Consider the following 23812-nt stretch of genomic DNA (forward strand, 5'->3'; position numbering starts at 1 on the left):
GGGCGGCCGCGGCGCTGGCTAGGTTCCGTCCGGGCGATCATGTGCGGAGCCAGATGGCGAGGGCTGCTGCGGTCACGGTGCCGAGGTAGACGTATCCGCGCTTGTCATAGTGGGTGGCGACGGCTCGGGCGTGCTTGAGCTTGTTGATGGCTCGTTCGACGGTGTTGCGCTTCCTGTAGCGCTCCTCGTCGAAGCCGGGTGGCCGTCCGCCGCGTGAGCCCTTGCGCAGGCGGGCGGCCCGACTGTCGGCCTTCTCCGGGATCGTGTGCCGGATGCCGCGTCTGCGCAGGTAGGCGCGACTTGGCCCGTTGCTGTAGGCCTTGTCGCAGGCCACGCTGTCGGGCGTCTTGCGGGGCCGGCCCGGACCGGTCCGTGGGACGCGGATCTTCTCCAGTACAGGCTCGAACTGCGTGCAGTCCGCCCGCTGCCCCGCGCTGAGGACCAGTGACAGCGGGCGGCAGCGGCCGTCCGCGCTCAGGTGGACCTTGGTGGTGAACCCGCCCCGCGAGCGGCCCAGGCCCTCACCTCCAGCACCACCTCCACCAGGCGGGCGAGGAGGCTCTGCCACGGCGTCTCGTCCTGGTGTTCTCCTCGCCCAGCCCCCTTTGGCGCAAGGGCCGGAGGCGGGTCGGCGCGGGCGCCGGCCGCGTGCTGGTGGGCCCGCACGATGGTGGAGTCCACCGAGATGTCCCAGTCGATGTCGCCGGCCGCGTCCGCCTCGGCCTGGACCCATTGAAGCAAGCGCTCCCAGGTCCCGTCGGCCGACCACAGCCGGTGACGCTCGTAGACCGTCTTCCAGGGACCGAACCGCTCGGGCAGATCCCGCCAGTGCACACCGGTCCGCACCCGGTGCAGAATCCCGTCGATCACCTGCCGATGGTCCCGCCACCGGCCACAACGCCTGTTGCTGACCGGCAGGAACGGCCGAAGCCGTTCCCACTCGGCATCCGTGAGATCTCCCCGCCCCATGCCCCGACCACCGAGCACGGCGAGCGATAGTCACATGATCGACCGGACGGAACCTAGCCGGTGACGCCGGCGCCCCCTGTCGCCGCGACGGAGGCGTCGAGGTCCATGCCGAGGTTGGTCAGCCGCCACTCGCCCGTGACCTGGCCGAGGGTGAAGGTGAGGGCGAGCCGCACCTGGCCGGAGCCCTGTTTGGTACTCAGGATCGCCTGCCGCAGGGTGTGCCCGTCCACGGTCACGTCCGCGTCGGTGATCACGCTCTGGCCCGCCGCCCCGGGGGCCCGGTGGGTGACCTTGAAGTCCGGCGTTTGGACGGCCTGGACGAAGTTCTCGTGAAGGGAGTTCACCAGCCGGGTGAACGCCGCCTTGGGGTCCTGCTGAGGGGCGGAGCCGGCGTTCGACGGGAGTCGGGTGAGCGTCCACGCCCCATCGACGTCGCCCCGGTACACGTCGGCGAGCCAGGCCTCCAGCACCCCGGCAGGACCGACCGCGGCCGCCGGCGGTGGTGCCTGCCTCGGGGCGGCGGCGGGGGTGGTGGGGCCCGCGGCGGACGGGCCCGCGGCCGCCGTGCCGGTACCGCCCGCCGTACAGCCCGCCGCGGCAAGTGCGAGGAACGGTAGGGCAGTTGTCCTGCGCAGGGGAACGCTCACGGCGGTCTCGGCTTTCCTGTCGTGGATCGGCAATCCGCTGGTGCGAGGCCAGGCCAGAGCGTCGGCCGCCGGCGACGGTCACGCCCCCTCCACCGGCGGCCCACCGGTGCGGAGTCGGCCGGCACCGGGCCCGGCTCCCGAGATGGCGCCCCGTCTCCGGGTGGGGGCTCTGGCCAGATGACTAAGCGCTTGCTTACACTCGGCCCTGCCCCTTGCTGGACCCCGAACACGCCCTTGGAGACGTCATGACCGTAGTGAACCGCCAGATCCGCCTCGCCCGTCGGCCGGTCGGGGAGGTCCGGGCGGAGGACTGGGCGCACGCCGAGGAGGCCGTGGGCGTTCCGGGCGACGGCGAGTTCCTGGGGCGGACGCGGTACCTCTCGCTCGACCCGGCCATGCGCGGGTGGCTGGACGACCGGCCCTCCTACCTGCCGCCGGTGGGCCTCGGCGAGGTGATGCGGGCCGGATCGGTGGTCGAGGTCGTCGCGTCCAACCACCCGACGTTCCAGGTCGGCGACCACGTCGTCGGCACCTTCGGGGTCCAGGAGTACGCGGTGTCCGACGGCAAGGGGGCACTCAAGGTGGACCCCGCGCTCGCGCCGCTGCCGACCTACCTCGGGGCGCTCGGGATGCCCGGCATGACGGCCTACTTCGGGCTGCTGGATGTCGGCGCGCTCAAGGAGGGCGAGACGGTGGTGGTGTCCGGCGCCGCCGGGGCCGTCGGCACCCTGGTCGGCCAGATCGCGAAGATCAAGGGCTGCCGGGTGGTCGGGATCGCGGGCGGACCGGAGAAGTGCGCGCTGCTCGTCGATGAGCTCGGCTTCGACGCGGCGATCGACTACCGCGCCGAGGACGTCCGCAAGGCACTGCGCACCCACGCCCCGGACGGCATCGACGTCTACTTCGACAACGTCGGCGGCCCGATCCTGGACGCCGCACTGACCCGGCTGGCGATGCACGCCCGGGTGGTGATCTGCGGCGCGATCAGCCAGTACAACAACGAGAGCGCCGTGCAGGGCCCGTCCAACTACCTGTCGCTGCTGGTGCGTCGGGCCCGGATGGAGGGCTTCGTGGTCTTCGACTACGCCAGGCGGTTCAGCGCCGCGGCCGCCGAGCTGGCGGGCTGGATCGGCGATGGCCGGATCAAGGTCAAGGAGCACGTGGTCGAGGGGACCGTGGACGACTTCCCGGAGACCCTCGGGATGCTGTTCCGCGGCGAGAACACCGGCAAGCTGGTGCTGCGTCTGACGTGAGGGCACGCCGCGCCGGTGGCCGGCCCGACCGGGGCACGGCGCAGCGGGGCGCGAGGCAGCCGGGCGCGGGGCGCGGAGGTCGGGACGGTGGAGCCGACGCCCCCGCGCCCCGGGCTCGTCACCGGTCCGGGGCGCGGGGAGGTCACGGGAGGTCAACGGCGCTGGAGCGCCCGGACGTTGTCGCCGAAGGTCCAGCCCTTCGAGCCGTCCCAGTTGACCGACCACGTCATCAGCCCCTTGAGGGAGCCGCCGAAGGCGTTCCACGCCTGGCCGACCGCGCCCGGGTCCAGGTAGCCGCCACCCGCGCCGGGTTGGGCCGGCAGTCCGGGCACCTGCTTGTCGTAGGGCACCCGGACGGTGGTGCCCTGGACGGTCAGGCCGTTGTTGAGGCAGGTGGTCTGCGCGGTGAAGCCCTGGACGGTGCCGGCCTGGTAGGAGTCGCCGGAGCAGCCGTACATGCTGCCGTTGTAGTACTGCATGTTCAGCCACCACAGCCGGCCGTTGTCGGCGTACTTCTTGACGATCGGCAGGTAGGCGCCCCAGATGGAGCCGTAGGTGACGCTCCCGCCGGTGACGTACGCGGTCTCGGGGGCCATCGTCAGGCCGAAGCCCGCGGGCATCTGGGCCAGCACGCCGTCGATGATGCGCACCAGGTTGGCCTGGGAGGCGGACAGCGTGTTGATGTCGCCGCTTCCGGCCAGGCCGGTCTCGATGTCGATGTCGATCCCGTCGAAGTTGTACTTCTTGAGGATGGGGACGACGGTCGCCACGAACCGGTCGGCGACGGCGCTGGAGCTCAGGTCGATGCCCGCGGTGGCACCGCCGATCGACATCAGGATCGCCGCCCCGGCCGCCTTGGCCTGGCACATCTCGGCAGGGGTCGCGACCTTGACGTTGGCGTCCATGCCGTCCTGCCACAGGACGGTGCCGTCCGAGAGGATCACCGGGAATGCCGCGTTGATGACGTTGTAGCCGTGCGCGGCGATCCGGCTGTCGGTGATGGGGATCCAGCCCAGGCCGGGGTGCACTCCGTTCGCCGCTCCGTCCCAGTTCTCCCAGTACCCCTGCAGCACCTTGCCGGAGGGCTTGGGCTTCGTCGGGCAGGTGTCGCCCGTCGGCGGGGTGCTGGTCGGTGGCGTGGTGGGCGGGGTGCTGGTCGGCGGCGGCGTGGTCGGCGGGGTGCTGGACGGCGGGGTGGCGGTCGGCGTGGGGCTGCTGCCGCCCGGTCCGGTGAGCGACACGTCGTCCGCGTAGTAGGCGGGCTGCCCGTACCAGCCGTGCAGGTAGACGGTCACCGAGGTGGTGTTCGGCCCGGTGGTGAACCCGACGCTGAGCTGGCCGTACGAAGGACTGGCGGGTGTCCAGGTGGACTGGGCACCGGTGATCCCGGTGCCGGTGGCCCCCAGGTAGACGTAGCTGCCCTGGACGTAGGCGCTCAGCGTGTAGGAGGAGTCGGGCTGGACGCTGACGGTCTGGGTGCACTGGGCGTCGTCCTGGCCGGTCGGCACGGCCCGGAGCGCGGAGGTCCCGGAGTGGACGGGGCTGCCGACGACCGCGCCGGAGCCGGCGGAGCAGGTCCAGTCGGAGAGCCCGTTCTCGAAGCCGGGGTTGGCCACCAGGTTGGTGGTGGCGGCCCCGGCCGGGACGGCCCCGGCCGTGACCGCCCCGGCCACGGCGGCGCACGCGCCGAGGAGGGCGAGCGCGCTCACCGCGGCGAGGGGCCGCTTCAGGGCGGCCGGTCGGTTCAGGGCGGTGCGGTTCGGCTGCGGTGCGCGTTCCACGCCCGGCGGGCGTGGGGTGTGCGGCCTCCGACGGAACATGTGGTGCTCCCTTCCGCCGGACGCCATGGACATGACGAGCGCGTGGGGGCGTGACGCCCGGCCCTGGGTGAGGTGGGGACATGTGGGGCTGTGCCGGACCGGATCGTAGGGAGGGCCGACCGGGCCCGTCAATAGGTCTGGACCAATTCCGGTCCGGTCGACGAGGTCCGGCCCACGAGGCCGGGACGCCGTACGGCCGGCCCACGCTCGGCGCCGCTCGACACCGGCCACGGCTCCGGGCCGTTCCCGTTTCCGTCCGCTCCCGGCTGGGCACCCGCGATGCGCGACGGCGGAACCCGGTGACGGGATCCGCCGCACCGGAAGGGCTCCGGCCGCCCAGCCGGGCGCGTAGCACCGTGAAGGGGTGACAGCATGGCCGTCGTCGACGACGAACACCTGCTCGCGATCTACCTCAACGACCACCTGGCCGGTTCCTGCGCGGGCGCGGCGCTCGCGCGGCGGATCGCCCGCACGCACCCCGCGGGTCCCTCCGCGCCGGACCTGCGGCGCCTGGCCCGGGAGGTCGCCGAGGACCGCGACGAACTCGTCGGACTCATGCGGGCGCTGGGCGTCCGCCCCCGGCGGTACCGGATGGTCCTCGGCGCGGCGGCCGAGAAGGCCGGCCGGCTGAAACCCAACGGACGGCTGGTGCGCCGCTCGCCGCTCAGCGACCTCCTGGAGGCGGAGGCCATGCGCACCGGCGTCCAGGGGAAGCTCGCGCTCTGGCGGGCACTGCGGACGGTGGCGCGCGACGACCTGATGGACTCCCGGCTGCGGGTGCTGGAGGCCAGGGCCGAACGCCAGGCGGACATCCTGGACGCCCGCCAGGCGGAAGCCGCCCGGGCACTGCGGCCGGACCCCGCCACCGACGGCACCGGCGCCGCGGCGCATCGGCGCCCCTCCTGACCGGCGGTGCCACGCACCGCAACTCGGCACCGTGGGAAACGACTCAGGGAGACCACATGGCCCTGTTCCTGTTCATCGTGCTCGTCGCCGTGGTGTTCGGCTTCGTCGGCGTCCTGGTGAAGGGCCTGCTCTGGTTGCTGGTGATCGGGATCGTCCTGTTCCTCGCGGCCCTGCTCTTCGGCGGCATGAGGATCGGCCGCCGGCAGGCCGGGCGCAGGTAGCGCCGGCCCCCGGGGAGCCGAGGGCTGGGAGGTCAACCGCGCAACCGCCTGTGTCATCCGCTGTGTCATCCGCCGACTCCGGGGTAGCCGGACTCCATCCGAACGCAGAGGAGTGGAGAAGATGGGTATCGGCGGGTGCATCCTCCTGTTCGCCTTCGGCGCGGTGCTGGCCTTCGGGGTCGACTGGCACCTCTCCGGGATGAACGTGCACGTGGTCGGCTGGATCCTGATGGCCGCAGGACTGCTCGGCCTTATCACCTACGCCAGCGTCTTCCGGCGCCGGCGCTTCATGGGCCGGGCCGGAGCCGACGAGGTCGTCGAGGAACGGCGCTACTACGACGAGCCGTGAGGTGTCACCGACGCCGGGCGGGGGCTGGCCGCCTCGGTCCCGTCCGAGTCCCCCGCGAGGGCCGCAGGCCCACCGTGTGCGCCCTTCTCCGCCACTGCGGCCCGCACGGTGGGGTCCTCGGAGCCGGGGGGGATGGCTGACGGCCCGGCTGGTCAACCAGAATGACCGGATGGTCAGGCTCGAGACTCCCCGTTTGGTCCTGCGTCGCTGGCGCGAGGACGACATCGCCCCGATGGCCCTCATCAATGCCGACCCCGAGGTCATGCGGTGGATCCGTGACGGCAGGGTCCGGGACGAAGGGCAGACCCGGAGCGGGATCCAGGCCTGGGAGGGCGAGTGGGAGTCGGAGGGCTTCGGCCTGTTCGCCGTGGAGGTCCGCTCCACCGGTGAGCTGGCCGGCTTCACCGGTCTGTCGGTACCGGCCTTCCTGCCGGAGGTGCTGCCGGCGGTCGAGGTCGGCTGGCGGCTGGGGCGCAGCCACTGGGGGCAGGGCCTGGCCACCGAGGCCGCCGCGGCCGCCCTCCGCTTCGGATTCGAGGAGCGGGGGCTCGACCGGGTCGTCTCCATCGTTCAGGTGGGCAACCGCGCCTCCGAACGGGTCACGGCCAAACTCGGGATGCGCCTGGTCCGGGAGACCGTCACTCCCACCAGCGGTCGGCGGGTCCGGGTGTTCGGATTGTCATCGGACCAGTACCCCGCGGCCGGTCGTTGAGGCGGCGGCACGGCACCGCGGCCGGTCGTTGAGGCGGCGGCACGGGACCGCAGCCGGTCGTTGAGGCGGCCGCACGGCACCGCGGCCGGTTGCCCCGCGACCGGTCAGTCCAGCAGGCGCACCATGTGAAGCTTGGCGACCTCCCGCCCGTCCACCAGGACGGCCCTCGGCTCCCGGCCCCACACCTCGAAGCCGCAGGCGGTGTAGAGCCGCAGCGCCGGCTCGTTGCCCTCCGAGACGGTCAGCAGCACCTGGCGCAGCCGCCCGTCCGCGGCGGCGATCGTGAGGACCCGCTCGACCAGGGCCCGGCCGATCCCCCGCCCTCCGGCGGCGCGGGCCACCGCCATGCCGTACAGGGTGGCCTTGTGCCGCTCCTGGGCGCGCGGGTGGACCCGCAGTCCGGCGGTGCCGAGGAGCGTGCCGCCGTCATCGAAGGCGCCGAGCAGCGCGCCCGGCCCGGCCTCGGCCTCGGCGAGGCGCCGGACCGTGTCGGCGAGCGGTTTGCCGCGCTCCTCGGCGTGGCCGGAGGTGAAGGCACCAGGTGTCTCCTCCAGGGCCGTCAGCCGGAAGGCGCGGTACGGTCCGGCGTCCGCGACGCCGAGGCGGCGGACCGTCATGGTTTCAGCCGAGACGGACACGGGTGCACCTCGTGAGGTAGGGCATGGCGATCCGCTCCCGACCGGCCAGGTCGGGATGGGTGGCGAGCAAGCGCTCGACGTCGGCCAGCAGGCCGGCGCGCTCGGCTTCGGGCAGGGCGATGACGTAGCTGCGCGAGGCGACCATGTCGAGGATCCCGGCCGGGGTGGTCTGGTGCTCCCAGCGGATCTCCAGCCGCTCGGGAGCGCCGAACGGGGCGGGGACCACGGGCGCGGTGTCGATCCGCCGACGGGTGCTGCGGCGCATCAGGGCGCCGAGCTCGGCCGTCCAGGGCTGCGACTCGTCACGGACGTTCCACACCAGGGCGAGAGTGCCTCCGGGAGTGAGCACGCGGGCGATCTCGGAGAGGGCCGCCGCCTGGTCGAACCAGTGCCAGGCGTGGGCGACCACGACCGCGTCCACGCTGCCGTCCGGCAGCGGGATCCGCTCGGCCGTGCCGGCCCGGACCGCCGCCCGGGGCGCATACGCGGCGAGCAGGGCCCGCATGTCCTCGTCCGGCTCGACGGCGACGACGTCGAGGCCGGCGTCGACGAGCAGTCGGGTCAACTGGCCCGTGCCGGCGCCGAGATCGAGCACCCTGCGGGCCTCGCGCGGCACCGCCGAGCCGATCAGCGCATGGGGGTAGCCGGGGCGCCCGTGCTGGTAGGAGGCGGCCGCGGTGCCGAAGGAGCGGGCCTGCAGCCGCCCCGTCCAGCGCCGGGTGGCGCCCTGGCGGGTCATTCCGCAGGCGCGGCCGATCTCCTCCCAGGTCGCCTGCTTCCCGCGCCGGAGCTCCTCGACCAGACCGGTGCGCCGCTCCTCGAGGGCCGCGATCACCCCCGACAGCCGCCGCAGCCCGTCGAGTCCTCCCGCTCCCGCCACGTCGTCCGCCACCCGGCGCCCGAGATCGTCCGTGTTCATGGCCCGCACAGTAGGTCCCGCGCGCAGCGGCCGTCAACAGGCATTGCCCAGAGAGGCAACAGATGTTGCGCCACGCCGTGGGCGGGCCAAAATATCCCCCGCACGGGTGATGGAGGCCGCCGCGTCCGAGCCCTAGCACGAACTATCCGCCGCACGCCGCGAATTGAGCCGGAAACCCTTCGCATGAGCGAATCCCGGCCGGGTTGCCGGTGCGGAGGGTCCGAGGCGAGAAGCCTGGTGACCGGGCGGTGACCGACCCGGGCTGCGACTGGTGTGCGAGATGTCTGGCATGTCCGGCAAGTTGCCACAAGTCGGTTGACGGACAGTATTTTTGAGTTTCGGTCAGGGTTGTCCTGAACTTGGCTATGCTGCAGCACCACGCCTCCGGAGCCGGTCGTCGCCCGTCCCCGTTCTGTTCCGATCGTTTGAGGATGCCGAATGCTTCGAGCTGGATCGTCACCCACCAGACGGCGCCCCGCGCCTCTGCTCGGCTGGCTGCTGCCCACTGCCGTCATGGCCGTGGCGGTGGCGGTCGCCGCGGTGGTGGTGTCCGTCGAAGCCCGGGCCGGGGTGCTGTGGTGCGGGGCCACCGCCACCGTGCTGGTCGCCGTGGTGGCCGCCGAATCCGCCCGACGCGGCCGGGCGCTCGAGGAACTGCGCGCCGAACACATCCGGCGGGTCGACGAGTTGCACCGCAAGCTGGCCGCCCAGGAGGACGAGATCGAGCGGCTCGCCGCCGGCGAACTGCGCCGCCTGGTCGGCGGGGCCCGGTACGGCTCCTCCATCGACGTGCTGCTCAAGCCCTTCCAGCAGCCGAACCCGCTGCTCTCCCGGAAGTTCCGCGAGTCGCTCGAGATGGTCGCCCGGGGCATCGCCAAGGCCGTCGACGACGAGGTCAGCCGGCGCGACTCCGCCGAGCGCGCCTTCGTCAACCTCGCCCGCCGCGTCCAGGCGATCATCCACCGGCAGGCCAAGGACCTGCGCGAGATGGAGGACCGGCACGGCAACGACCCGGCCGTCTTCGACGACCTGCTGCGCCTGGACCACGGCAACGCCCTGGTCGGCCGCCTCGCCGACTCCATCGCCGTGCTCTCCGGCGCCCGACCCGGCCGGCAGTGGACCCGGCCGATCGCGCTCTACAGCGTCCTGCGCGGCGGGATGTCCCGCATCCTGGAGTACCAGCGGGTCGACCTCCACCCGGTCACCCAGATCTCCGTCACCGGCCCGGCCGTCGAACCGCTGATCCACGCCGTGGCCGAACTCCTCGACAACGCCACCCGCTACTCCCCGCCGCACACCCACGTCCACCTGAGCGCCTCCGAGGTGCAGAGCGGAATAGCGATCGAGGTCGAGGACGGCGGCCTCGGGCTCACCGACGAGGCCCGCGCCCGGGCCGAGCGCTCGATGCGCGAGGCCATGGTCTCCAAGGACTTCGACGACCTCACCGAGTCCCCCCGGCTGGGCTTCGCCATCCTCGGCCGGCTCTGCCAGGCGTACGGCTTCCAGGTGTCGCTGCGCCGGTCGGCGTACGGCGGCGTGCGCGCGGTGCTGGTCGTCCCCCAGGAACTGCTCACCACCGCGCCCCCGACCGGCCGGGCCCACGGCATCGGCGCCTTCTCCGGCCCGCGCCCGCTCCCGGCGAACCCGCCCCGGCAGACCACCCCCTCCCGGCCCTGGGGCGCCCGGACCTCCGCGCCGTCGGCCGGCGTCGGGCCGTCCTACGGCTCGACCAGCCCGTGGGGGTCCGCCGGCCCGGAGACCGGGGACGACGAGGTGACCATCACCGAGCGGACGGCCAACGGCCTGCCGCAGCGCCGCCGCCACCGGCCGACCGGCCGGGCCGCCTTCGCCCCGGCCCCGCGCGCCGCCGCGCAGCCCAAGAGCACCGGCGCGCACCTCAGCGGGCCGACCTCGGGGCCGGCGGCGGGTCCGGCGGGCCCGACCCCCCGGCCGGCCGCGAAGAAGCCCGGCCTGTGGCTGGAGGCGTTCATGGACGGCTACAAGGGCACCGGCCCGTCGGCGAGTTCGACCGGACAGACCGGCGCCGGACAACCCGGCACCGGACAGACCAGTGAAGAGACGGCAGGGAAAGGCGAGCAGTGATTCCGCACCGCAGCAACATGGACTGGATCCTCAACGACCTCGCACACAGCGTCCCGTACGTGCGCCACGTCATCGTGCTCTCCGCCGACGGCCTGCGGATCGCCCAGTACGGCGCCGACCCGGACACCGCCGACCGCCTCGCCGCCGCCTGCGCCGGCCTGCAGAGCCTGGCCGCGGCGGTCGGGCACGAGTTCCCGCACGGCAACGGCTCGATGCGGCTGGTCGTCATCGAGGTCGACGGCGGCTACTTCTACCTGATGTCGGCCGGCGACCGCGCCTACCTCGCGGTGCTCGCCGACGAAGGGGTGGACGCCGGACTGGTGAGCCACCAGATGCGCGACCTGGTGGAACGGATCGGCGAGCACCTCTCCACCCCGCCGCGCAACCCCGAGGTGGTCGCGTGATCCGGCCGGCGAACCGCCGCGGCGCCCGGGCGGTGACGTGAACCAGCACACCGAGGCGGTGACATGACGGCCGAACAGGGCGGCTGGGAGGGACCGGACCCAGATCGCCTGTACGTGATCACCCGGGGCCGCAGCGGCCCCTCCGGGCCGGGCGTTTTCGACCTGGTCACCCTGATCGTCTCCCGCGCGGAGCCGACCCCCGCCATGCAGCCCGAGCACGCGGCCATCCTGCGGCTGTGCCGCTCCCCGCTCTCGGTGGCAGAGGTCTCCGCCTATCTCGAACTGCCCCCGAGCGTGGTCATCGTCCTGCTGGCGGACCTGCTCGACGACGGGCGGATCGAGGCCCGCGCCGCCATCCCGGCGGCGGAACTCCCCGACCGTGCCCTGTTGGAGGCGGTGATCCATGGACTACAGCGGCTCTGACACGGTCGTCGGCCCGGCGAGCTCGGACCTGCTGCCCGACACCGTCGCCACGGCGGTGAAGGTGGTGATCGTCGGTGGCTTCGGCGTCGGCAAGACCACGCTGGTCGGCTCGGTCAGCGAGATCCGCCCGCTGACCACCGAGGAGACCATGACCCAGGCCGGGGTCGGCGTGGACGACCCGACCGGGGTCGAACGCAAGACCTCCACCACGGTGGCCATGGACTTCGGCCGGATCAGCATCAGCGACAAGCTCGTGCTGTACGTCTTCGGCACCCCCGGGCAGGAGCGGTTCTGGTTCCTCTGGAACGGACTGTTCGAGGGGGCTCTCGGCGCCGTGGTGCTGGTCGACACCCGCCGGCTGGAAGTCAGCTTCGAGGTGATCGGACGGCTGGAGGACCGCGGCGTCCCGTTCGTGGTGGCCGTCAACGGCTTCCCGGAGGCGCCGAGTTACGCGCTCGAGGAGCTGCGGCAGGCACTCGACCTCCCGGCCGACGTACCGATCGTGGCCTGTGACGCCCGCAGCCGCCAATCCAGCCGCGACACCCTGATGGCGCTGATGCACTACCTGTACGAACTCGCCGCCCCACCCACCGCCTGACAACCCTCCCCCCTTCCGCACCCCGCAACCGGAGCCCCTGTGACCACCCCGTTCCCCGCCGACGACGCCGCCCTCGCACCGCCGCCCGGCTGCCCGGCCCACGGCCGCGACATCGGGCCGATCGGCCCCGGCGGCCTGCGACGCCTGTACGGCCCGGAGGCCGAGGCCGATCCGGCGGGCCTCTACGAGAAGCTGCGCGCCGAGTACGGCGAGGTCGCCCCGGTGCTGCTGCACGGCGACCACCGGGCCTGGCTGATCCTCGGCCACGCTGCCAACATCACCGCGATGCGCACCCCCTCGCTGTTCTCCCGCGACTCCCGGCTCTGGAGCGCTTTCCGCAACAACGAGATCCCGGCCGACTCCCCGCTGCTGCCGGTGGTCGCCTGGCAGCCGATCTGCGTCTTCGCCGACGGCGAGGAGCACCGCCGGCTGCGCGGCGCCGTCCTGGACGGTCTGAACGGCTTCGACCGGCGCGGCATCCGCCGCCACGTCCGCCGCTTCACCACCGACCTGGTGCAGGTGGTCGGCACGACCGGCCGGGCCGAGCTGGTCTCCCAGTTCGCCGAGCACCTGCCGATGCTGGTGATGACCAAGCTGATCGGCATGCCCGACGAGTACGGGCCGCAGCTGGTGAACGCCGCGCGCGACCTGATGAAGGGCACCGAGACGGCGATCGCCAGCAACGAGTACGTGGTGGCGAGCCTGCGCCGGACCATCACCTACAAGCGCGACCACCCCGGCGACGACCTGACCAGCCGGCTCCTGGCGCACCCGGCCGGGCTGACCGAGGACGAGGTGATGGAGCACCTGCGGGTGGTGCTGCTGGCGGCCAACGAGACGACCGTCAACCTGATCGCCGACTCGCTGAAGATGGTGCTCACCGACCCGCGCTTCCGCGCCCACCTGTCCGGCGGGCAGATGACCCTGGGTGAGGCGCTGGACCAGGTGCTCTGGGACTCGCCGCCGATGTCGCTGGTCGCCGGACGCTGCGCGACGGCCGACACCGAACTCGGCGGCCAGCAGATCAAGGCCGGCGACTTCCTGTTGCTCGGCCTCGCGGCGGGCAACGTCGACCCGGTGATCCGGCCCGACCTCGCCACCCCGCTGTACGGCAACCGCTCGCACCTGTCCTTCGGAGCCGGGCCGCACGAGTGCCCCGGGCAGGACATCGGACGGCACGTCGCGGAGGCCGGGATCGACATCCTGCTCACACTGCTGCCGGACCTCCGGCTGGCGGTGCCGGAGGAGGAGTTGACCTGGAGTTCGTCCTGGATCTCCCGCCACCTGACGGCACTGCCGGTGGAGTTCACCCCGCGCGAGATCGAACCCGACCCGGAGTCGGTGGCGGAGGCCCAGCTGGCCGCGGAGGAACGGGCCGCCCGGGAGGCGGAGGCGCTCCGGGCCGTCCAGCGGGCGGCGGCCGCAGCCGCTGCGCCGGCGGCCGTTCCGGCGCAGCGGCGCAGTTGGTGGGACGTGCTGACCGGGATCTTCCGGCGGTGATCAGCGGCGTGTGTGCTGACGGCCGCGTCGCGCGGTGGTCAGTGCCGTCGTGCGGCGGTACGCCGAGGTTGCGGTGGTGAGCCGCGCCGAGTGCTGATCCCTCGCCCCGCGCTGGTCGGCTTCTTCCGGCGCTGATGGTCACTCGGCGCTCGGCAGGCGGGGGGCCGGGGGGGCGGGGGGCCGGTGGTCTCCCGCCCCTCGCCTGCCGCGTGCTCAGTACTGGTCCCCACCGGCGTCGGTACGGCGGCGGTGCAGGGTGAAGGTGTCCACCGGGGTGAGGTCCCCGTGCGGGCCGTCGAAGGTGTAGTAGGTGACCCGCATCGTGGTGGTGCCGCCGGGCCGGTCCCCCGGGTCGACGTCGAAGGCGGCGAAGCCGTGGGTGTGGACGCGGTCCTGGAAGGCGGACCACGGCGCGTCCTCGGTGAGCCAGATCGACTCCCGGTACGGGGCGCCCGGGGCGGGGTGGTCCTCCAGGCCGATCACCACCCGGCCCTGGGGCCGCTCGAACAGGTCGTCCTGGGTGGTGGCGGCGTTGCCTCCGGCGCCGATGACCATGTGGACGGTGCCGCGGCCGGTGTCGGCCAGGCGCGGGTCCGTACCGGTCGGGACCGGGGTGCGGGTGTCGTTGGGCAGGGTTCCGCGGACGGGGTGGGAGCGCTCGTAGTAGTGCTCGTGGCCGCTGACCACGAGGTCGACCCCGTAGGCGTCGAACAGCGGGCCCCAGGACTCGCGGACGCCGAGATCGCTGCCGGAGCCGTGCTTGGAGGTGGAGATCATCGGGTGGTGCATGCAGACCACGATCCAGTCGATCGCCCGGCTGCTCCGGGCCGTACGCAGCTCGCGTTCCAGCCAGCGGAGTTGGGCTCCTCCCGAAAAGCCGCGCAGATAGCTCTCACCGGAGTTCTGGATGGCCACGTCGTCGTTGGACAGGCTGATGAAGCGCACCGAGCCGACGGTGAAGGCGTACCACATGCCCCTGGTCTCCTCGTCGCGGTCCGCGGTGGAGTCGGGCAGCGAGAAGTAGGTCTGGTAGCCGAGGGCGCCGATCGGGCCGTTGCCGCTCTCGTTCTCGTGGTTCCCGGCGCAGGGCATCCACGGGCGCGACCGGGTCGAGCGGCTGTTGTTGATGAACCAGTCGGCCCAGGTGGCGGTGCGGCTCTGGCCGTGGCGGCCGCTGTAGGAGGCGTAGCAGAGGTCGCCGTTGACCAGGTTGAACAGCGGGCCGACGCGTTCGACGGCGGCGACGATGTCGGCGGCGTGCGGGGAACCGATCTGGCTGCTCATGTACACCGGGTACTTGCCGAGCGGTGAGGGCATGCCGTCGGGGAAGACCAGTCGGCGGCGGAGGTTGGGGGTGGCCTGGTCGCCGAAGCTGGTGAAGGTGAAGGGCGCTCGGCCGCGCGGGGCGGTGGTGAAGCTGCCGGTCTCCGGATTCGCGCCGTCGTGGCCCGCGGTGTACAGGTAGGTGGTGGCCGGGCGCAGGCCGGTGAGCCTGGCGTGGTGGACGTACACCTCGTCCTTGCCGAGGGCGTCGCGGTAGGTGCGGGTCTCCGCCTCGACGACCCGGCCGTGGCCGCCGTCGGGCGTGCCGAGCCGGACCTGCGGGCGGCGGACGGACTGCGGAGTGATCCAGGAGACCGTCATCGCGGTGGCCGGGTCGGTGCCGAACTGCAGGTGCACGCCGCTGACGCTCGGCGCCCCGGCGCGGTGCGGGGTGGTCTGCAGCAGCGGACTCGCGGGTGCGTCGTCGTCCGGACGGCCGGGGTCCGCGGCCGCAGCCGGCTGGGCGACGGCACCACCCGCGACCAGGGCGGCACCGGCCGCCGACGTGCCCTTGAGGATGGACCTGCGTGCGATCGTCATGGTGCTCCGTCCGCCGAGTGGGGGTTCGGGATCCGCAGCACTGTAGCGACATGAGCATGCACAGGCGATCGGTTTCTGACGAGGGGTCATGCCAGGGGTGGCCGGGGTGACTTCGCGTGGCCGGAGTGGCCGGCATGGCGGGACGGGCCGGCTTGGCTGGAGTGGCCGGCGTGGCTGGACTGGCTGGAGTGGCCGGCCGGTGACATCCCCGCGAGTGCCGCATCCGGCACGGAATGCGCCCCGGCCCCGGCGGCCGGGGCTCCGCCGGGGCCGGGGCGGGCCCTGGGATTCGAGGATCGGGGGTCGGTGGACCGGGGCCGGAGCGTGGCGGCCGGCACCGGGGTCAGGCGGATCGCGTCAGGGGCACTGCTTCCAGGCGAGGTGGTAGACGGTGTTGATGTCGCCGTCCGTCGAGTCCATCGTCATGAAGCTGGTGGTGCGGGTCGGGTCCGAGGAACCGGCGGCGACCCGCAGCTCGGTGTTGATGTTGAAGTTGCGCTCCTCCCCGCAGGGGGCGAACACCAGGGAGGCGACGTCGACGGTGTCGGTCGCCTGCCAGTTGTCGTCCCTCGGGCCGGTGAAGCGGTGGCTCTGGGAGGTCGTCCCCGACTGGCCCTGGAAGTAGTAGCCGGCCCGCTGGGTGCCGGTCGCTCCCGGCTCCAGGTGGGCGAAGCCGCGGTAGTCGGCGGAGGCGATCGCGTAGGTGAAGCCCTGCGGGACGTGCACGCGAAGGTCGAGCTGGCAGTTCTTCCGGAAGTCGGTCGGCTTGGAGCCCACGCCGACCTGGGCGAGGTAGCTGCTGTACGTCACGGTGAAGGCGGTGTTGTCGGGCGCCACGGCCACCGCCGCCGTCCCCGCCGGGCAGCCGGAGCCGTTGACCGTGGCGACGTCGATGACGATCCGGTCCGGCGGGCTCGGGAGCGAGTCGGCGCCGAAGGCCAGCGAGCCGGCGAGCGCGGCGGGGACGGCGGTCGCGACGGCCAGTGTGCGGAGGAGCATGGGGCTTCCCTTCGATCGTCCACGGGAGCCGGGGACGGCGATTGCCCCGGTCCTGGCGCGGGCGCGCCAGCCGGATTGACATGGCTATGCCATCACGCTCGAGCGCACTGTGTCCAGAGGGTGACGCATGGTCACCACGATCCGGGCCAACGCCGACGGCCGCCATGCCCGGGCTGTTCGAGCCCTTCGCCCGGCCCCGCACTCCACCCCGAGCCCCGCAGCCGACGACCCGTCCGCGAGGCGAAGATCACCGTGCGGTAGGCTCGCTCCGCAACACGACGCGAAGGGGAGCCAGTTGGCGCGGGTTGCAGTGATCGGTGGCGGTATCAGCGGGCTGGGAACGGCCCTCATGCTCGGTCGGCGGGGACACCCGGTCACACTGTTCGAACAGGACGCGCGACAGGCCGGGGAGGACCTGGAACGCGACTTCTTCGACTGGCGCCGGCCCCGCGTCCCGCAGGCCGTCCAGCCCCACTCGTTGCTCGCGCCGGTACGGACCGTGCTGCGCACCGAGAGCCCCGACGTCTACGCCGACCTGTTGGCCCGCGGGGCCCGGGAATACCACGAGTTCGACTGGTTCGGCGAGCATCCGCCGCACCGGGCCGGCGATGAGCAACTGGTCACCCTGCGCACCCGCCGCATCGTGCTGGAGGCCGCCCTGATCGCGGCCCTGCGGCGGGAACCCACCGTCGAGGTGCGGGGAGGCCACCGGGTGAGCGGTCTCGTCGTCGACGAAGGCCGGCCGGCCCGGGTCACCGGAGTGCGGGTGGGCGCGCGGACTCACCAGGTGGACCTCGTCGTCGACGCCTCCGGCCGCCGTTCGTCGGTTCCGGACTGGCTGGTCGCGGCCGGCTGCCGTCCGCCCGTGGTCGAGAGCCACCGTGCCGGGATCGCCTACCTGTGCCGCTGGTACCGGCTGCGGGCCGAAGGCCCCCGCGATCCCGGGCAGGTGAGGACCGGTTCGGCCGCACCGTTCGCCCTGGCCGGCCTCTTCCCTTCCGACAATGGCACCTTCGCGGTGAACCTGGTGCTCTCCACCGGCGATCCGACCCGCGGCGCGCTGCTGGACCCCGCGGTGTTCGAGGCCGTTGCCCGCAGGTTCCCCGCCTGCGCCGCCTGGCTCGACCTGGATCCCGAGCCCCGGTCGGCCGTCCTGGCGATGGCCGGGCTGGACAACCGCTGGACGGCCCTCGCGGACGAGGCCGGGCCCGTCGTCACCGGACTGGTCAGCATCGGGGACAGCCTCATCCACACCAATCCCACGCTGGGCCACGGCGTGGCCCTCGGTCTGCTCGCCGGCCAGTACCTCGCCGGCCACGCCGACGAGATCGCCGCCGACCCCGACGGCTACCACGCCTGGACCGTCCAGGCCCTCCGCCCGTGGTTCGACGCCCAGGTGACGGCCGACCGCGTCAACGCCCAACGCCTCGCCGAGGGTTCACCGCTCTTGGACCGCCGGGCCGCGGCGCTGGCAGCCTGCGCCTTCGAGGACCCCGTCGTCATGAGGGCCCGCGCCCAGGTGCGCCACCTCGTCCGCCCGGCCGAGGAGGCCTACGGCACCGAGGAGGTGGAGCGCCACCTCACCGCCTGGCTCGATGCCCGCCAGGACTTCACTCCCCAGCACGACGGGCCGACTCGGGCCCAGTGGGACGCGACCATCCCCGGCTGAGTCCCGCCGGGCACCGCGCGGTGTCCGAACCCTCCGCTGCGGTGGCCAGGCGCGCCGCGTGCCCGAATCCGGAGCGAGAAGGGCATTCGATGGGGCGGACGCCCCATCCGTGCAGCCGCGTGACCTCCGGTTCTCGGGCCTCAGTGATCAAGGCCCAATGCATCTGGAACACCCCGGATCCAAGCGGCTCGATCCTGCTCTTCCGCAGCAACGCGCTCCAGCCCCTCGATGAATCGCCGACGCCCGCCCGGATCCATCCTGCCCAGCTCATAGGCAATCTCTTCCAGGGTGCTCAGCGCCGCATGAGAGTCATGCCCCACCGCAACGAGATCCTCCAAGGTCGCCACCGCCGCCAGAAGGGCCCTGACGACCTCGCCTCCCTGAACCACAGCTCCGCCTTCTTCAACCCCAGTGATCACAGGACGATGCTGCCACCCACACGGGTGCCCAGGACACCGCCGGTGCCGCAGCCCGCGACCGCTCACACCGGCCGGCCGAACGACACCCAGCCCGGTGAAAGTTTGTGGTCAGGGCGCTGGCCAGATGCCGAAGCACTCCACCACCGGGCACAGGGGCCCCGGCCTTCCGGGCAGCGGTCGGAGTCTCCCCGGGTGACCTGCGGGCGTGGGGGAAACGGTCCGCGCCGGGCGCGCCCGCATGGTCGAAGGGCTGGTCATACCTTCCGATCACGAGACGAGCCGATGATGCCCCTCTCCCGTCGGCGGACCGCCGCCACGACCCTGGTCCTGCTGCTCGCCCTCCCGGCCTGCGGCGCACCGCAGGCAGCCGAGCCGCCCGCCCCCACGCCGCAGGCGGCGACGCCGACGCCGACCGGCCCGAGGGCCTTCACCCTGGTCGCCACCGGCGACGTGTTGCCGCACACCGAGATCATCCAGCAGGCCAAGGAGGACGCCGGCGGCAACGGGTACGACTTCACGGCCATGCTGGCCGGAGTCAAACCGCTTGTCAGCGGTGCGGACCTGGCGATCTGCCACATGGAGACCGTCTACGGCGCGGACGGCGGCCCGTACACCGGCTATCCGACGTTCAAGTCCCCGCCGCAGGTGGCCAAGGCGCTCAAGGACACCGGGTACAGCTCCTGCGACACCGCGTCCAACCACACCCTGGACGACGGCGCGGCCGGAATCCGCCGGACGCTCGACGCCATGGACGCCGTCGGCCTCGCCCACACCGGATCCGCCCGCACCGCCGAGGAGGCCGGTCGGCCCGCGCTGCTGCGGACGAGCGGCGCGACGGTGGCCCAGCTCGCCTACACGTACGGCACCAACGGCATCCCCCTGCCCGAGGGCGAACCCTGGGCCGTCAACCTGATCGACCGGGACCGGATCCTCGCCGACGCCCGCGCCGCCCGGGCGAACGGCGCCGACCTGGTGGTGGTCAGCATCCACTGGGGCACCGAGTGGCAGGACGCGCCGAACGAGCAACAGCTCACCCTGGCACGGGAGTTGTGCGCAGCCGGGCAGGGTCCGGGCCGACCCGACATCGACGTGGTCCTCGGCACCCACGCCCACATCCCCCAGGCCTACGAAAAGATCAACGACACCTGGACGGTCTACGGTCTCGGCGACCAGCTCGCCGGCCACATGTTCACCTACGACGGCGCCGAGGACCCGCGCGGCAACTGGAGCTCCCTCGCCCGCTTCACCGTCAGCCCGCCGGCCGGCCCCGGGCAGCGCTGGACGGTCACCCGGGCCGAGTTCGTGCCGCAGATCACCGACCTCGGCCCGCCCTACCGGGTGCTCGACCTGCGGGAGGCCGTCCGCCGCTACCCCGGCCGCACCGACTGGGCCCGCGCGCTGGAGCACATCCGTACGGTGGTGCTCAGCCGCGGAGCCGGTGCGGCCGGCCTCACCATGACGCCGCCGCAGCGGTGACGGCCGCCGGTACCGGGTCCGCCGGTCCGCCCGGATCAACGGTGGCCTCCCGGTGCCGCGTCCGGTAGTGCGCACAGGGCGGCGTCCACGAGGTCGTCGAGCCGCTGGCGGCCCGCCCTGTCCGTCACCTGCGCCGTCACCGCGACGCCGGCGGACCTTCCGTCGGCGGTGGCGCCGGCGCGCGTCTCGTAGCCGGGGTAACTGCCGCCGTGTCCCCAGTAGTAGCCGCCGCAGGACAGCGGCCTGCGCACCAGGCCCAGGCCGTACTCGGCGCCCGGACCGAAGGTGTCCTCGGCCGGGGTCGTGGTGCGCATCTCGGCCAGCAGATCGCCGGGCAGGAGACGGTCCTCCTCCAGCAGGGCGGTGAAGAACCGGTCCAGGTCGGAGTTCGTGGACACCAGGCCCCCGGCAGCCCAGGCCCAGGAGGGGTCGAGTTCGGTGACGTCGACCAACGGGGCGCCGGGCGCCGGCCTGTCGTACCCCTCGGGGTGCGGGCCCCGGATCGTCGTGTCGCCCGGGGCCGGGAGGTACGTGTGCCGAAGCCCGAGCGGGCGGATGATCCGCCGGTTCAGCTCCTCGGACAGGGGCCGGCCGGTGACCTCCTCGATGATCATGCCCGCCACCAGGTAGTTGGTGTTGCTGTACTGCCAGGACGCCCCCGGCCGGAAGGCGGCGGGGTGCCGCAGGGCGACGTCGAGGAGTTCCCGGGGCTCGTAGTGCCGGACCTCGTCACCGAGGTGGTCGCTGTAGTCGGGCAGTCCGCTGCTCTGGTGGAGCAGCTGACGGATGGTGATGTTCCCCCCGTCGATGCCCTCGCCTCTCACCAGACCCGGCAGGTGGTCGTCGACGGTGTCGTCCAGCGCCACCTCGCCCTCGTCGACCAGCTGGAGCAGGACGACGGCGACGAAGCTCTTGGTGTTGCTGCCGACCCTGACCGCTCCGTCGAGGGGCACCGGTGCGCCCGTCGCCACGTCGCCGACGCCGGCCGTGCGGCCGGCGGTCCGGCCCCGGCCGTCGCGGACGGTCAGCAGCGCTCCGGGCACCCCGAGGTCCGTCACCAGGGCGTCCAGCCGGCCCTGGACGGTGTCGGGCGGGGCGCCCGGGCGCGGGGCGGTGCCGGGCGGAGCAGCGCCGGACGGGGCGCCCGGACGCGCGGCAGTGCCGGCCGGGGCGGTGCCGGGCGGAGCAGCGCCGGACGGGGCGGCGACCGCCGGGGTGGCGAGCGTGAGGAGGGCGAGGGCGGCGGCTGCCGCGGTGGCCGCCGCCCTGCGGAGCGGACGGCGGCGCGGGGTGGACGAAGTCACGGTGGTCTCCTCCGGTGCGGCGGGGAGCGTGATCGCTCCTGGGTGCCCCCACACCATCACGGGATCCCGTGACCGGTCGTCACCATGCAGCAGGAAACTCTCGTCGCTCCTCTGCTACTCCGGTAGTGCCCGGCCCTGCTCCCCTCGGAGTACCCGGCCCCCGACGAGCCGTCAGGGGCCGGGGGCGGGCGGCTGCCCCTACGGCTTGCGGGCGAGGCCGCCGTACACCGAGACCTCGCTGTCGGCGACGGCCGAGGGCTCCCCCAGCTCCGGGTGCCAGCGGTTGACCAGTACCACGCCCGGGTCGTCCAGTTCCAAACCGGTGAAGAAACGTTCCACCTCGGCCAGGGAGCGTACGTGGACGTCGATCCCCGCCTCCGCGTAGCGGCGCGCGCCGACCGCTGCTTGCTCCGGCGCGTTGTCGGCGGTCCCCGCGGTCAGCGCGAGGAAGCTGCCGGAGGGCAGGGCGTCCAGGAGCTTGCGGACGGGCGGGTGCGCGGCCTCGTCGGAGAGGAAGTGCACGATGTTGATCAGCGTCAGCGCGACCGGCTCGGTCAGGTCCAGGGTGGCGGCCACCGCCGGGTCGGCCAGGAACTTCTCCGGGTCGCGCAGGTCACCCTCGACGTACGCGGTGCGGCCCTCGGCGGTGCTGCTGAGCAGCGCCCGCGAATGGGCCAGCACGATCGGGTCGTTGTCCACGTAGACCACCCGGCAGGTCGGGTCCACCGCCTGGACGACCTCGTGCAGGTTGGGGGCGGTGGGGATGCCGGTGCCGATGTCCAGGAACTGGCGGATGCCGTGCGTCCCGGCCAGGCGGCGGACCATCCGGTGCATCACGCCGCGGGCCGCGGCGGCGCCGTCCCGGGCACCGGGCAGGTCGGCGAGCAGGCGGTCGGCCATCTCGCGGTCGGCCGGGAAGTTGGTCTTGCCACCGAGCAGGTAGTCGTAGACCCGGGCCGAGTGCGCCCGGTCGGTCCGCAGGTCCACCTGGGGCGGCTGGTCGAACGCGGCCTCCGTCAACCAGCTCTCCGGCCCGATGCTGTCCACTGCGCCCTCCCCGTTCGACGTCCGTCCCGGACCACTCAACCACAGGAGGCGACGTCCGTCAGGCGGTTCCCGGTGTCCGCTGAACGCCTGCTTCCGCCTCCTTCACCGCGGCGGCGAACGAGGGCACCCGCATCGCCGTCAGCAGGGCGAGGGCCGGCCCCGCCGTGCAGACCGTGACGTAGGCGGGGATCACACCGAGCCGGTTGTGGTGGTCGAGCCACTCGGCGAGCAGCGGGAAGGTCCCGCCGAAGGCGGCGATGGTGGCCGCGTTGACCACGCCGAGGCCGACCGCCCTGACCTCGGTCGGGAAGAGCAGACCGGTGAAGACGTTGAGCGTGCCGAGCACCGTCGCCACCAGCATCCCGAGCAGCACGGCCACGGCCTGGAAGGGCAGCCAGCCACCGCGCAGCCCGGCCAGCAGGATGCCGACGGCCGGGACGGGCAGTCCGAAGCCGAGCCGGGCGACCGGCAGCAGGCCGAAGCGGTCGGCGGCCGCACCGGTGAGCAGCATGGTGACCAGCACCGCGCCCAGCACCACGGTCATGAAGGAGGCCGCCTGCTCCTTGTCGATCACGTGGTAGGCGGCGGCGTACTGCGGCAGGTAGACCAGCGCGAAGTAGTACCCGACGGTGCCGCCGAGGGTGTTGAGGAAGACGGTGAGCACCGCCCAGCGGTGCTCACGGAGCATCCGGAGGAACGGCGGGCGTGCGGCGTCCGGCCCCTGGGCGCGGGACCTCGCGCGGGCGCGGTGGAACTCGGCGCTCTCCGGCGCGGCACGTCGCACCCACACCGCGCCGAGGCCGAGCAGCGCGGCGGCGCCGAAGCCCCAGCGCCAACCGCCGTGCTCCAGACCCGACTTGCCGATGGTGTGGATCAGCAGGGTGAGCACGCCGAAGGAGAGCAGCGAGCCGAGGATGATCCCGCCGTAGGACACCGAGCTGAAGGCGAAGCGGTGCCGCGGCGGGGCGGTCTCGGTGACGTACGCGGCGACGCTCGGCGCCTCGCCGCCGAAGGCGAGCCCCTGCACCACCCGCGCGGTGACCGCCAGCACGGCCGCCCAGGCGCCGACGCTCCGCTGCCCCGGCAGCACGGCGATGCCCAGACTCGCCGCCGCGATCACCGCCATCCCGAGGCTGAGCGCGAACCGCCGCCCCCGGGTGTCGCTGAGCCGCCCGATCAGGTAGGAACCGACCGGCCGGGCCCCGAAGCCGACGGCGAAGGTGGCGTACGCGCCGAGCACCCCGCTGACGCCGCCCTTGCCGTGGCCGAAGAGGTCCGCGGCGAAGTACGGCGCGAGCACGGCGTAGACGTTCCAGTCGAAGGACTCGACCACCGACCCGACGGTCGCCGCCGCCAGCTCCCGCCGTCGACCACCGGTTCGCGCCTCACCCCCGGCGGGATCGGTCTCGTTGCGATCTGTCATGGCGTCAGCATGGCACCGTCGGGAGGGCGGGGGAATCGGGCCCGGCGGGCTCGTCCGGGCGGTCGGCGAGCAGGCGTGCGGGCGGCCCCTTGGGGCAAGCGGGCGTAGCGGGCGGCCCCCTCCGGGCAAGCAGGCGTGCGGGCGTGCGGG

General features: G+C 73.2%; 22 protein-coding genes and 2 pseudogenes. 12 read left to right on the forward strand and 12 right to left on the reverse strand.

The features are described from left to right. Positions 1-37: 37 nt before the first annotated feature. Together ABT247_RS00090 and ABT247_RS00095 are read right to left on the reverse strand one after the other, a co-directional pair. Positions 38-969 (reverse strand): IS5 family transposase gene (locus tag ABT247_RS00090; RefSeq protein ID WP_350735690.1). Its coding sequence is split into 2 segments (ribosomal slippage): positions 38-594 and positions 594-969, totalling 933 coding nucleotides; the frame shifts between segments, so codons are not numbered across the junction. Between the two features lie 53 nt (positions 970-1022). Then, a complete protein-coding gene (locus ABT247_RS00095) occupies positions 1023-1439 on the reverse strand; it encodes a hypothetical protein (RefSeq protein ID WP_350735408.1) in 417 nt (138 codons plus the stop codon). A 422-nt stretch (positions 1440-1861) separates the two neighbouring features. Here ABT247_RS00095 and ABT247_RS00100 point away from each other — a divergent pair, with 422 nt between their 5' ends. Continuing rightward, positions 1862-2869 (forward strand): NADP-dependent oxidoreductase, encoded by a 1008-nt coding sequence (locus ABT247_RS00100; RefSeq protein ID WP_350735410.1) that lies wholly within the window; start codon positions 1862-1864, stop codon positions 2867-2869. 152 nt (positions 2870-3021) lie between these two features. Here the strand turns inward: ABT247_RS00100 and ABT247_RS00105 are convergent. Together ABT247_RS00105 and ABT247_RS00110 are read right to left on the reverse strand one after the other, a co-directional pair. Continuing rightward, positions 3022-3981, reverse strand: a pseudogene (locus ABT247_RS00105) (chitinase); the annotation flags it as partial. Between the two features lie 171 nt (positions 3982-4152). Next, positions 4153-4722 (reverse strand): annotated as a pseudogene (locus ABT247_RS00110) (carbohydrate binding domain-containing protein); the annotation flags it as partial. A gap of 339 nt (positions 4723-5061) precedes the next feature. On the opposite strand from ABT247_RS00110, the gene ABT247_RS00115 reads away from it, so the two are divergent. The 4 genes from ABT247_RS00115 to ABT247_RS00130 all read left to right on the forward strand — a co-directional run bounded on the left by ABT247_RS00115 (position 5062) and on the right by ABT247_RS00130 (position 6877). Further along, positions 5062-5595: a hypothetical protein gene (locus tag ABT247_RS00115; RefSeq protein ID WP_350735413.1), complete on the forward strand. Its 534-nt coding sequence runs from the start codon at positions 5062-5064 to the stop codon at positions 5593-5595. A gap of 56 nt (positions 5596-5651) precedes the next feature. Beyond that, positions 5652-5816 (forward strand): hypothetical protein, encoded by a 165-nt coding sequence (locus tag ABT247_RS00120; RefSeq protein ID WP_350735416.1) that lies wholly within the window; start codon positions 5652-5654, stop codon positions 5814-5816. Positions 5817-5937: 121 nt separating this feature from the next. Next, on the forward strand, positions 5938-6165 hold the full coding sequence (locus ABT247_RS00125; RefSeq protein ID WP_350735419.1) for a DUF6458 family protein: 228 nt from the start codon (positions 5938-5940) through the stop codon (positions 6163-6165). 169 nt (positions 6166-6334) lie between these two features. Beyond that, entirely contained in the window at positions 6335-6877 is a 543-nt protein-coding gene (locus ABT247_RS00130; protein WP_350735423.1) for a GNAT family N-acetyltransferase, read from the forward strand. A 104-nt stretch (positions 6878-6981) separates the two neighbouring features. On the opposite strand, the gene ABT247_RS00135 is transcribed toward ABT247_RS00130, so the two are convergent. Continuing rightward, the gene (locus ABT247_RS00135) at positions 6982-7494 is read right to left on the reverse strand and encodes a GNAT family N-acetyltransferase (RefSeq protein WP_350735426.1); all 513 of its coding nucleotides are present in this window, start codon (positions 7492-7494) and stop codon (positions 6982-6984) included. 4 nt (positions 7495-7498) lie between these two features. Continuing rightward, entirely contained in the window at positions 7499-8434 is a 936-nt protein-coding gene (locus ABT247_RS00140; protein WP_350735429.1) for a class I SAM-dependent methyltransferase, read from the reverse strand. Positions 8435-8872: 438 nt separating this feature from the next. Here ABT247_RS00140 and ABT247_RS00145 point away from each other — a divergent pair, with 438 nt between their 5' ends. The 5 genes from ABT247_RS00145 to ABT247_RS00165 all read left to right on the forward strand — a co-directional run bounded on the left by ABT247_RS00145 (position 8873) and on the right by ABT247_RS00165 (position 13462). Then, a complete protein-coding gene (locus ABT247_RS00145) occupies positions 8873-10537 on the forward strand; it encodes an ATP-binding protein (protein ID WP_350735432.1) in 1665 nt (554 codons plus the stop codon). A gap of 17 nt (positions 10538-10554) precedes the next feature. After that, positions 10555-10941, forward strand: a complete 387-nt coding sequence (locus ABT247_RS00150; RefSeq protein WP_350735435.1) for a roadblock/LC7 domain-containing protein — start codon at positions 10555-10557, stop codon at positions 10939-10941. 63 nt (positions 10942-11004) lie between these two features. Next, positions 11005-11364, forward strand: coding sequence for a DUF742 domain-containing protein (locus ABT247_RS00155; RefSeq protein ID WP_350735438.1), 360 nt, complete (start codon positions 11005-11007; stop codon positions 11362-11364). Then, positions 11345-11962, forward strand: a complete 618-nt coding sequence (locus ABT247_RS00160; protein ID WP_350735440.1) for a GTP-binding protein — start codon at positions 11345-11347, stop codon at positions 11960-11962. The genes ABT247_RS00155 and ABT247_RS00160 overlap by 20 nt, the downstream gene beginning before the upstream one ends. Positions 11963-12001: 39 nt before the next feature. Beyond that, entirely contained in the window at positions 12002-13462 is a 1461-nt protein-coding gene (locus tag ABT247_RS00165; RefSeq protein ID WP_350735443.1) for a cytochrome P450, read from the forward strand. A 213-nt stretch (positions 13463-13675) separates the two neighbouring features. Here the strand turns inward: ABT247_RS00165 and ABT247_RS00170 are convergent, their stop codons facing one another. Together ABT247_RS00170 and ABT247_RS00175 are read right to left on the reverse strand one after the other, a co-directional pair. Beyond that, positions 13676-15325 (reverse strand): purple acid phosphatase family protein, encoded by a 1650-nt coding sequence (locus tag ABT247_RS00170; protein ID WP_350735446.1) that lies wholly within the window; start codon positions 15323-15325, stop codon positions 13676-13678. A 357-nt stretch (positions 15326-15682) separates the two neighbouring features. Further along, complete coding sequence (locus ABT247_RS00175; protein ID WP_350735449.1) at positions 15683-16324, reverse strand: DUF4360 domain-containing protein; 642 nt, start codon at positions 16322-16324, stop codon at positions 15683-15685. A 295-nt stretch (positions 16325-16619) separates the two neighbouring features. On the opposite strand from ABT247_RS00175, the gene ABT247_RS00180 reads away from it, so the two are divergent. Next, positions 16620-17993 (forward strand): FAD-dependent oxidoreductase, encoded by a 1374-nt coding sequence (locus tag ABT247_RS00180; protein ID WP_350735452.1) that lies wholly within the window; start codon positions 16620-16622, stop codon positions 17991-17993. Between the two features lie 140 nt (positions 17994-18133). Here the strand turns inward: ABT247_RS00180 and ABT247_RS00185 are convergent, their stop codons facing one another. Further along, positions 18134-18412: a hypothetical protein gene (locus ABT247_RS00185; RefSeq protein ID WP_350735455.1), complete on the reverse strand. Its 279-nt coding sequence runs from the start codon at positions 18410-18412 to the stop codon at positions 18134-18136. Positions 18413-18697: 285 nt separating this feature from the next. Here ABT247_RS00185 and ABT247_RS00190 point away from each other — a divergent pair, with 285 nt between their 5' ends. Beyond that, on the forward strand, positions 18698-19888 hold the full coding sequence (locus tag ABT247_RS00190) for a CapA family protein (RefSeq protein WP_502892350.1): 1191 nt from the start codon (positions 18698-18700) through the stop codon (positions 19886-19888). A 35-nt stretch (positions 19889-19923) separates the two neighbouring features. On the opposite strand, the gene ABT247_RS00195 is transcribed toward ABT247_RS00190, so the two are convergent. The 3 genes from ABT247_RS00195 to ABT247_RS00205 all read right to left on the reverse strand — a co-directional run bounded on the left by ABT247_RS00195 (position 19924) and on the right by ABT247_RS00205 (position 23662). Next, positions 19924-21192, reverse strand: a complete 1269-nt coding sequence (locus ABT247_RS00195) for a serine hydrolase domain-containing protein (protein ID WP_350735461.1) — start codon at positions 21190-21192, stop codon at positions 19924-19926. 198 nt (positions 21193-21390) lie between these two features. Continuing rightward, positions 21391-22239, reverse strand: coding sequence for an SAM-dependent methyltransferase (locus tag ABT247_RS00200; RefSeq protein WP_502892351.1), 849 nt, complete (start codon positions 22237-22239; stop codon positions 21391-21393). A 58-nt stretch (positions 22240-22297) separates the two neighbouring features. Further along, positions 22298-23662: an MFS transporter gene (locus tag ABT247_RS00205; RefSeq protein WP_350735464.1), complete on the reverse strand. Its 1365-nt coding sequence runs from the start codon at positions 23660-23662 to the stop codon at positions 22298-22300. Positions 23663-23812 lie beyond the last annotated feature (150 nt).

It is taken from the genome of Kitasatospora sp. NPDC001539, from assembly GCF_040298565.1.
In the GTDB taxonomy this organism is placed as follows: Bacteria; Actinomycetota; Actinomycetes; order Streptomycetales; family Streptomycetaceae; genus Kitasatospora.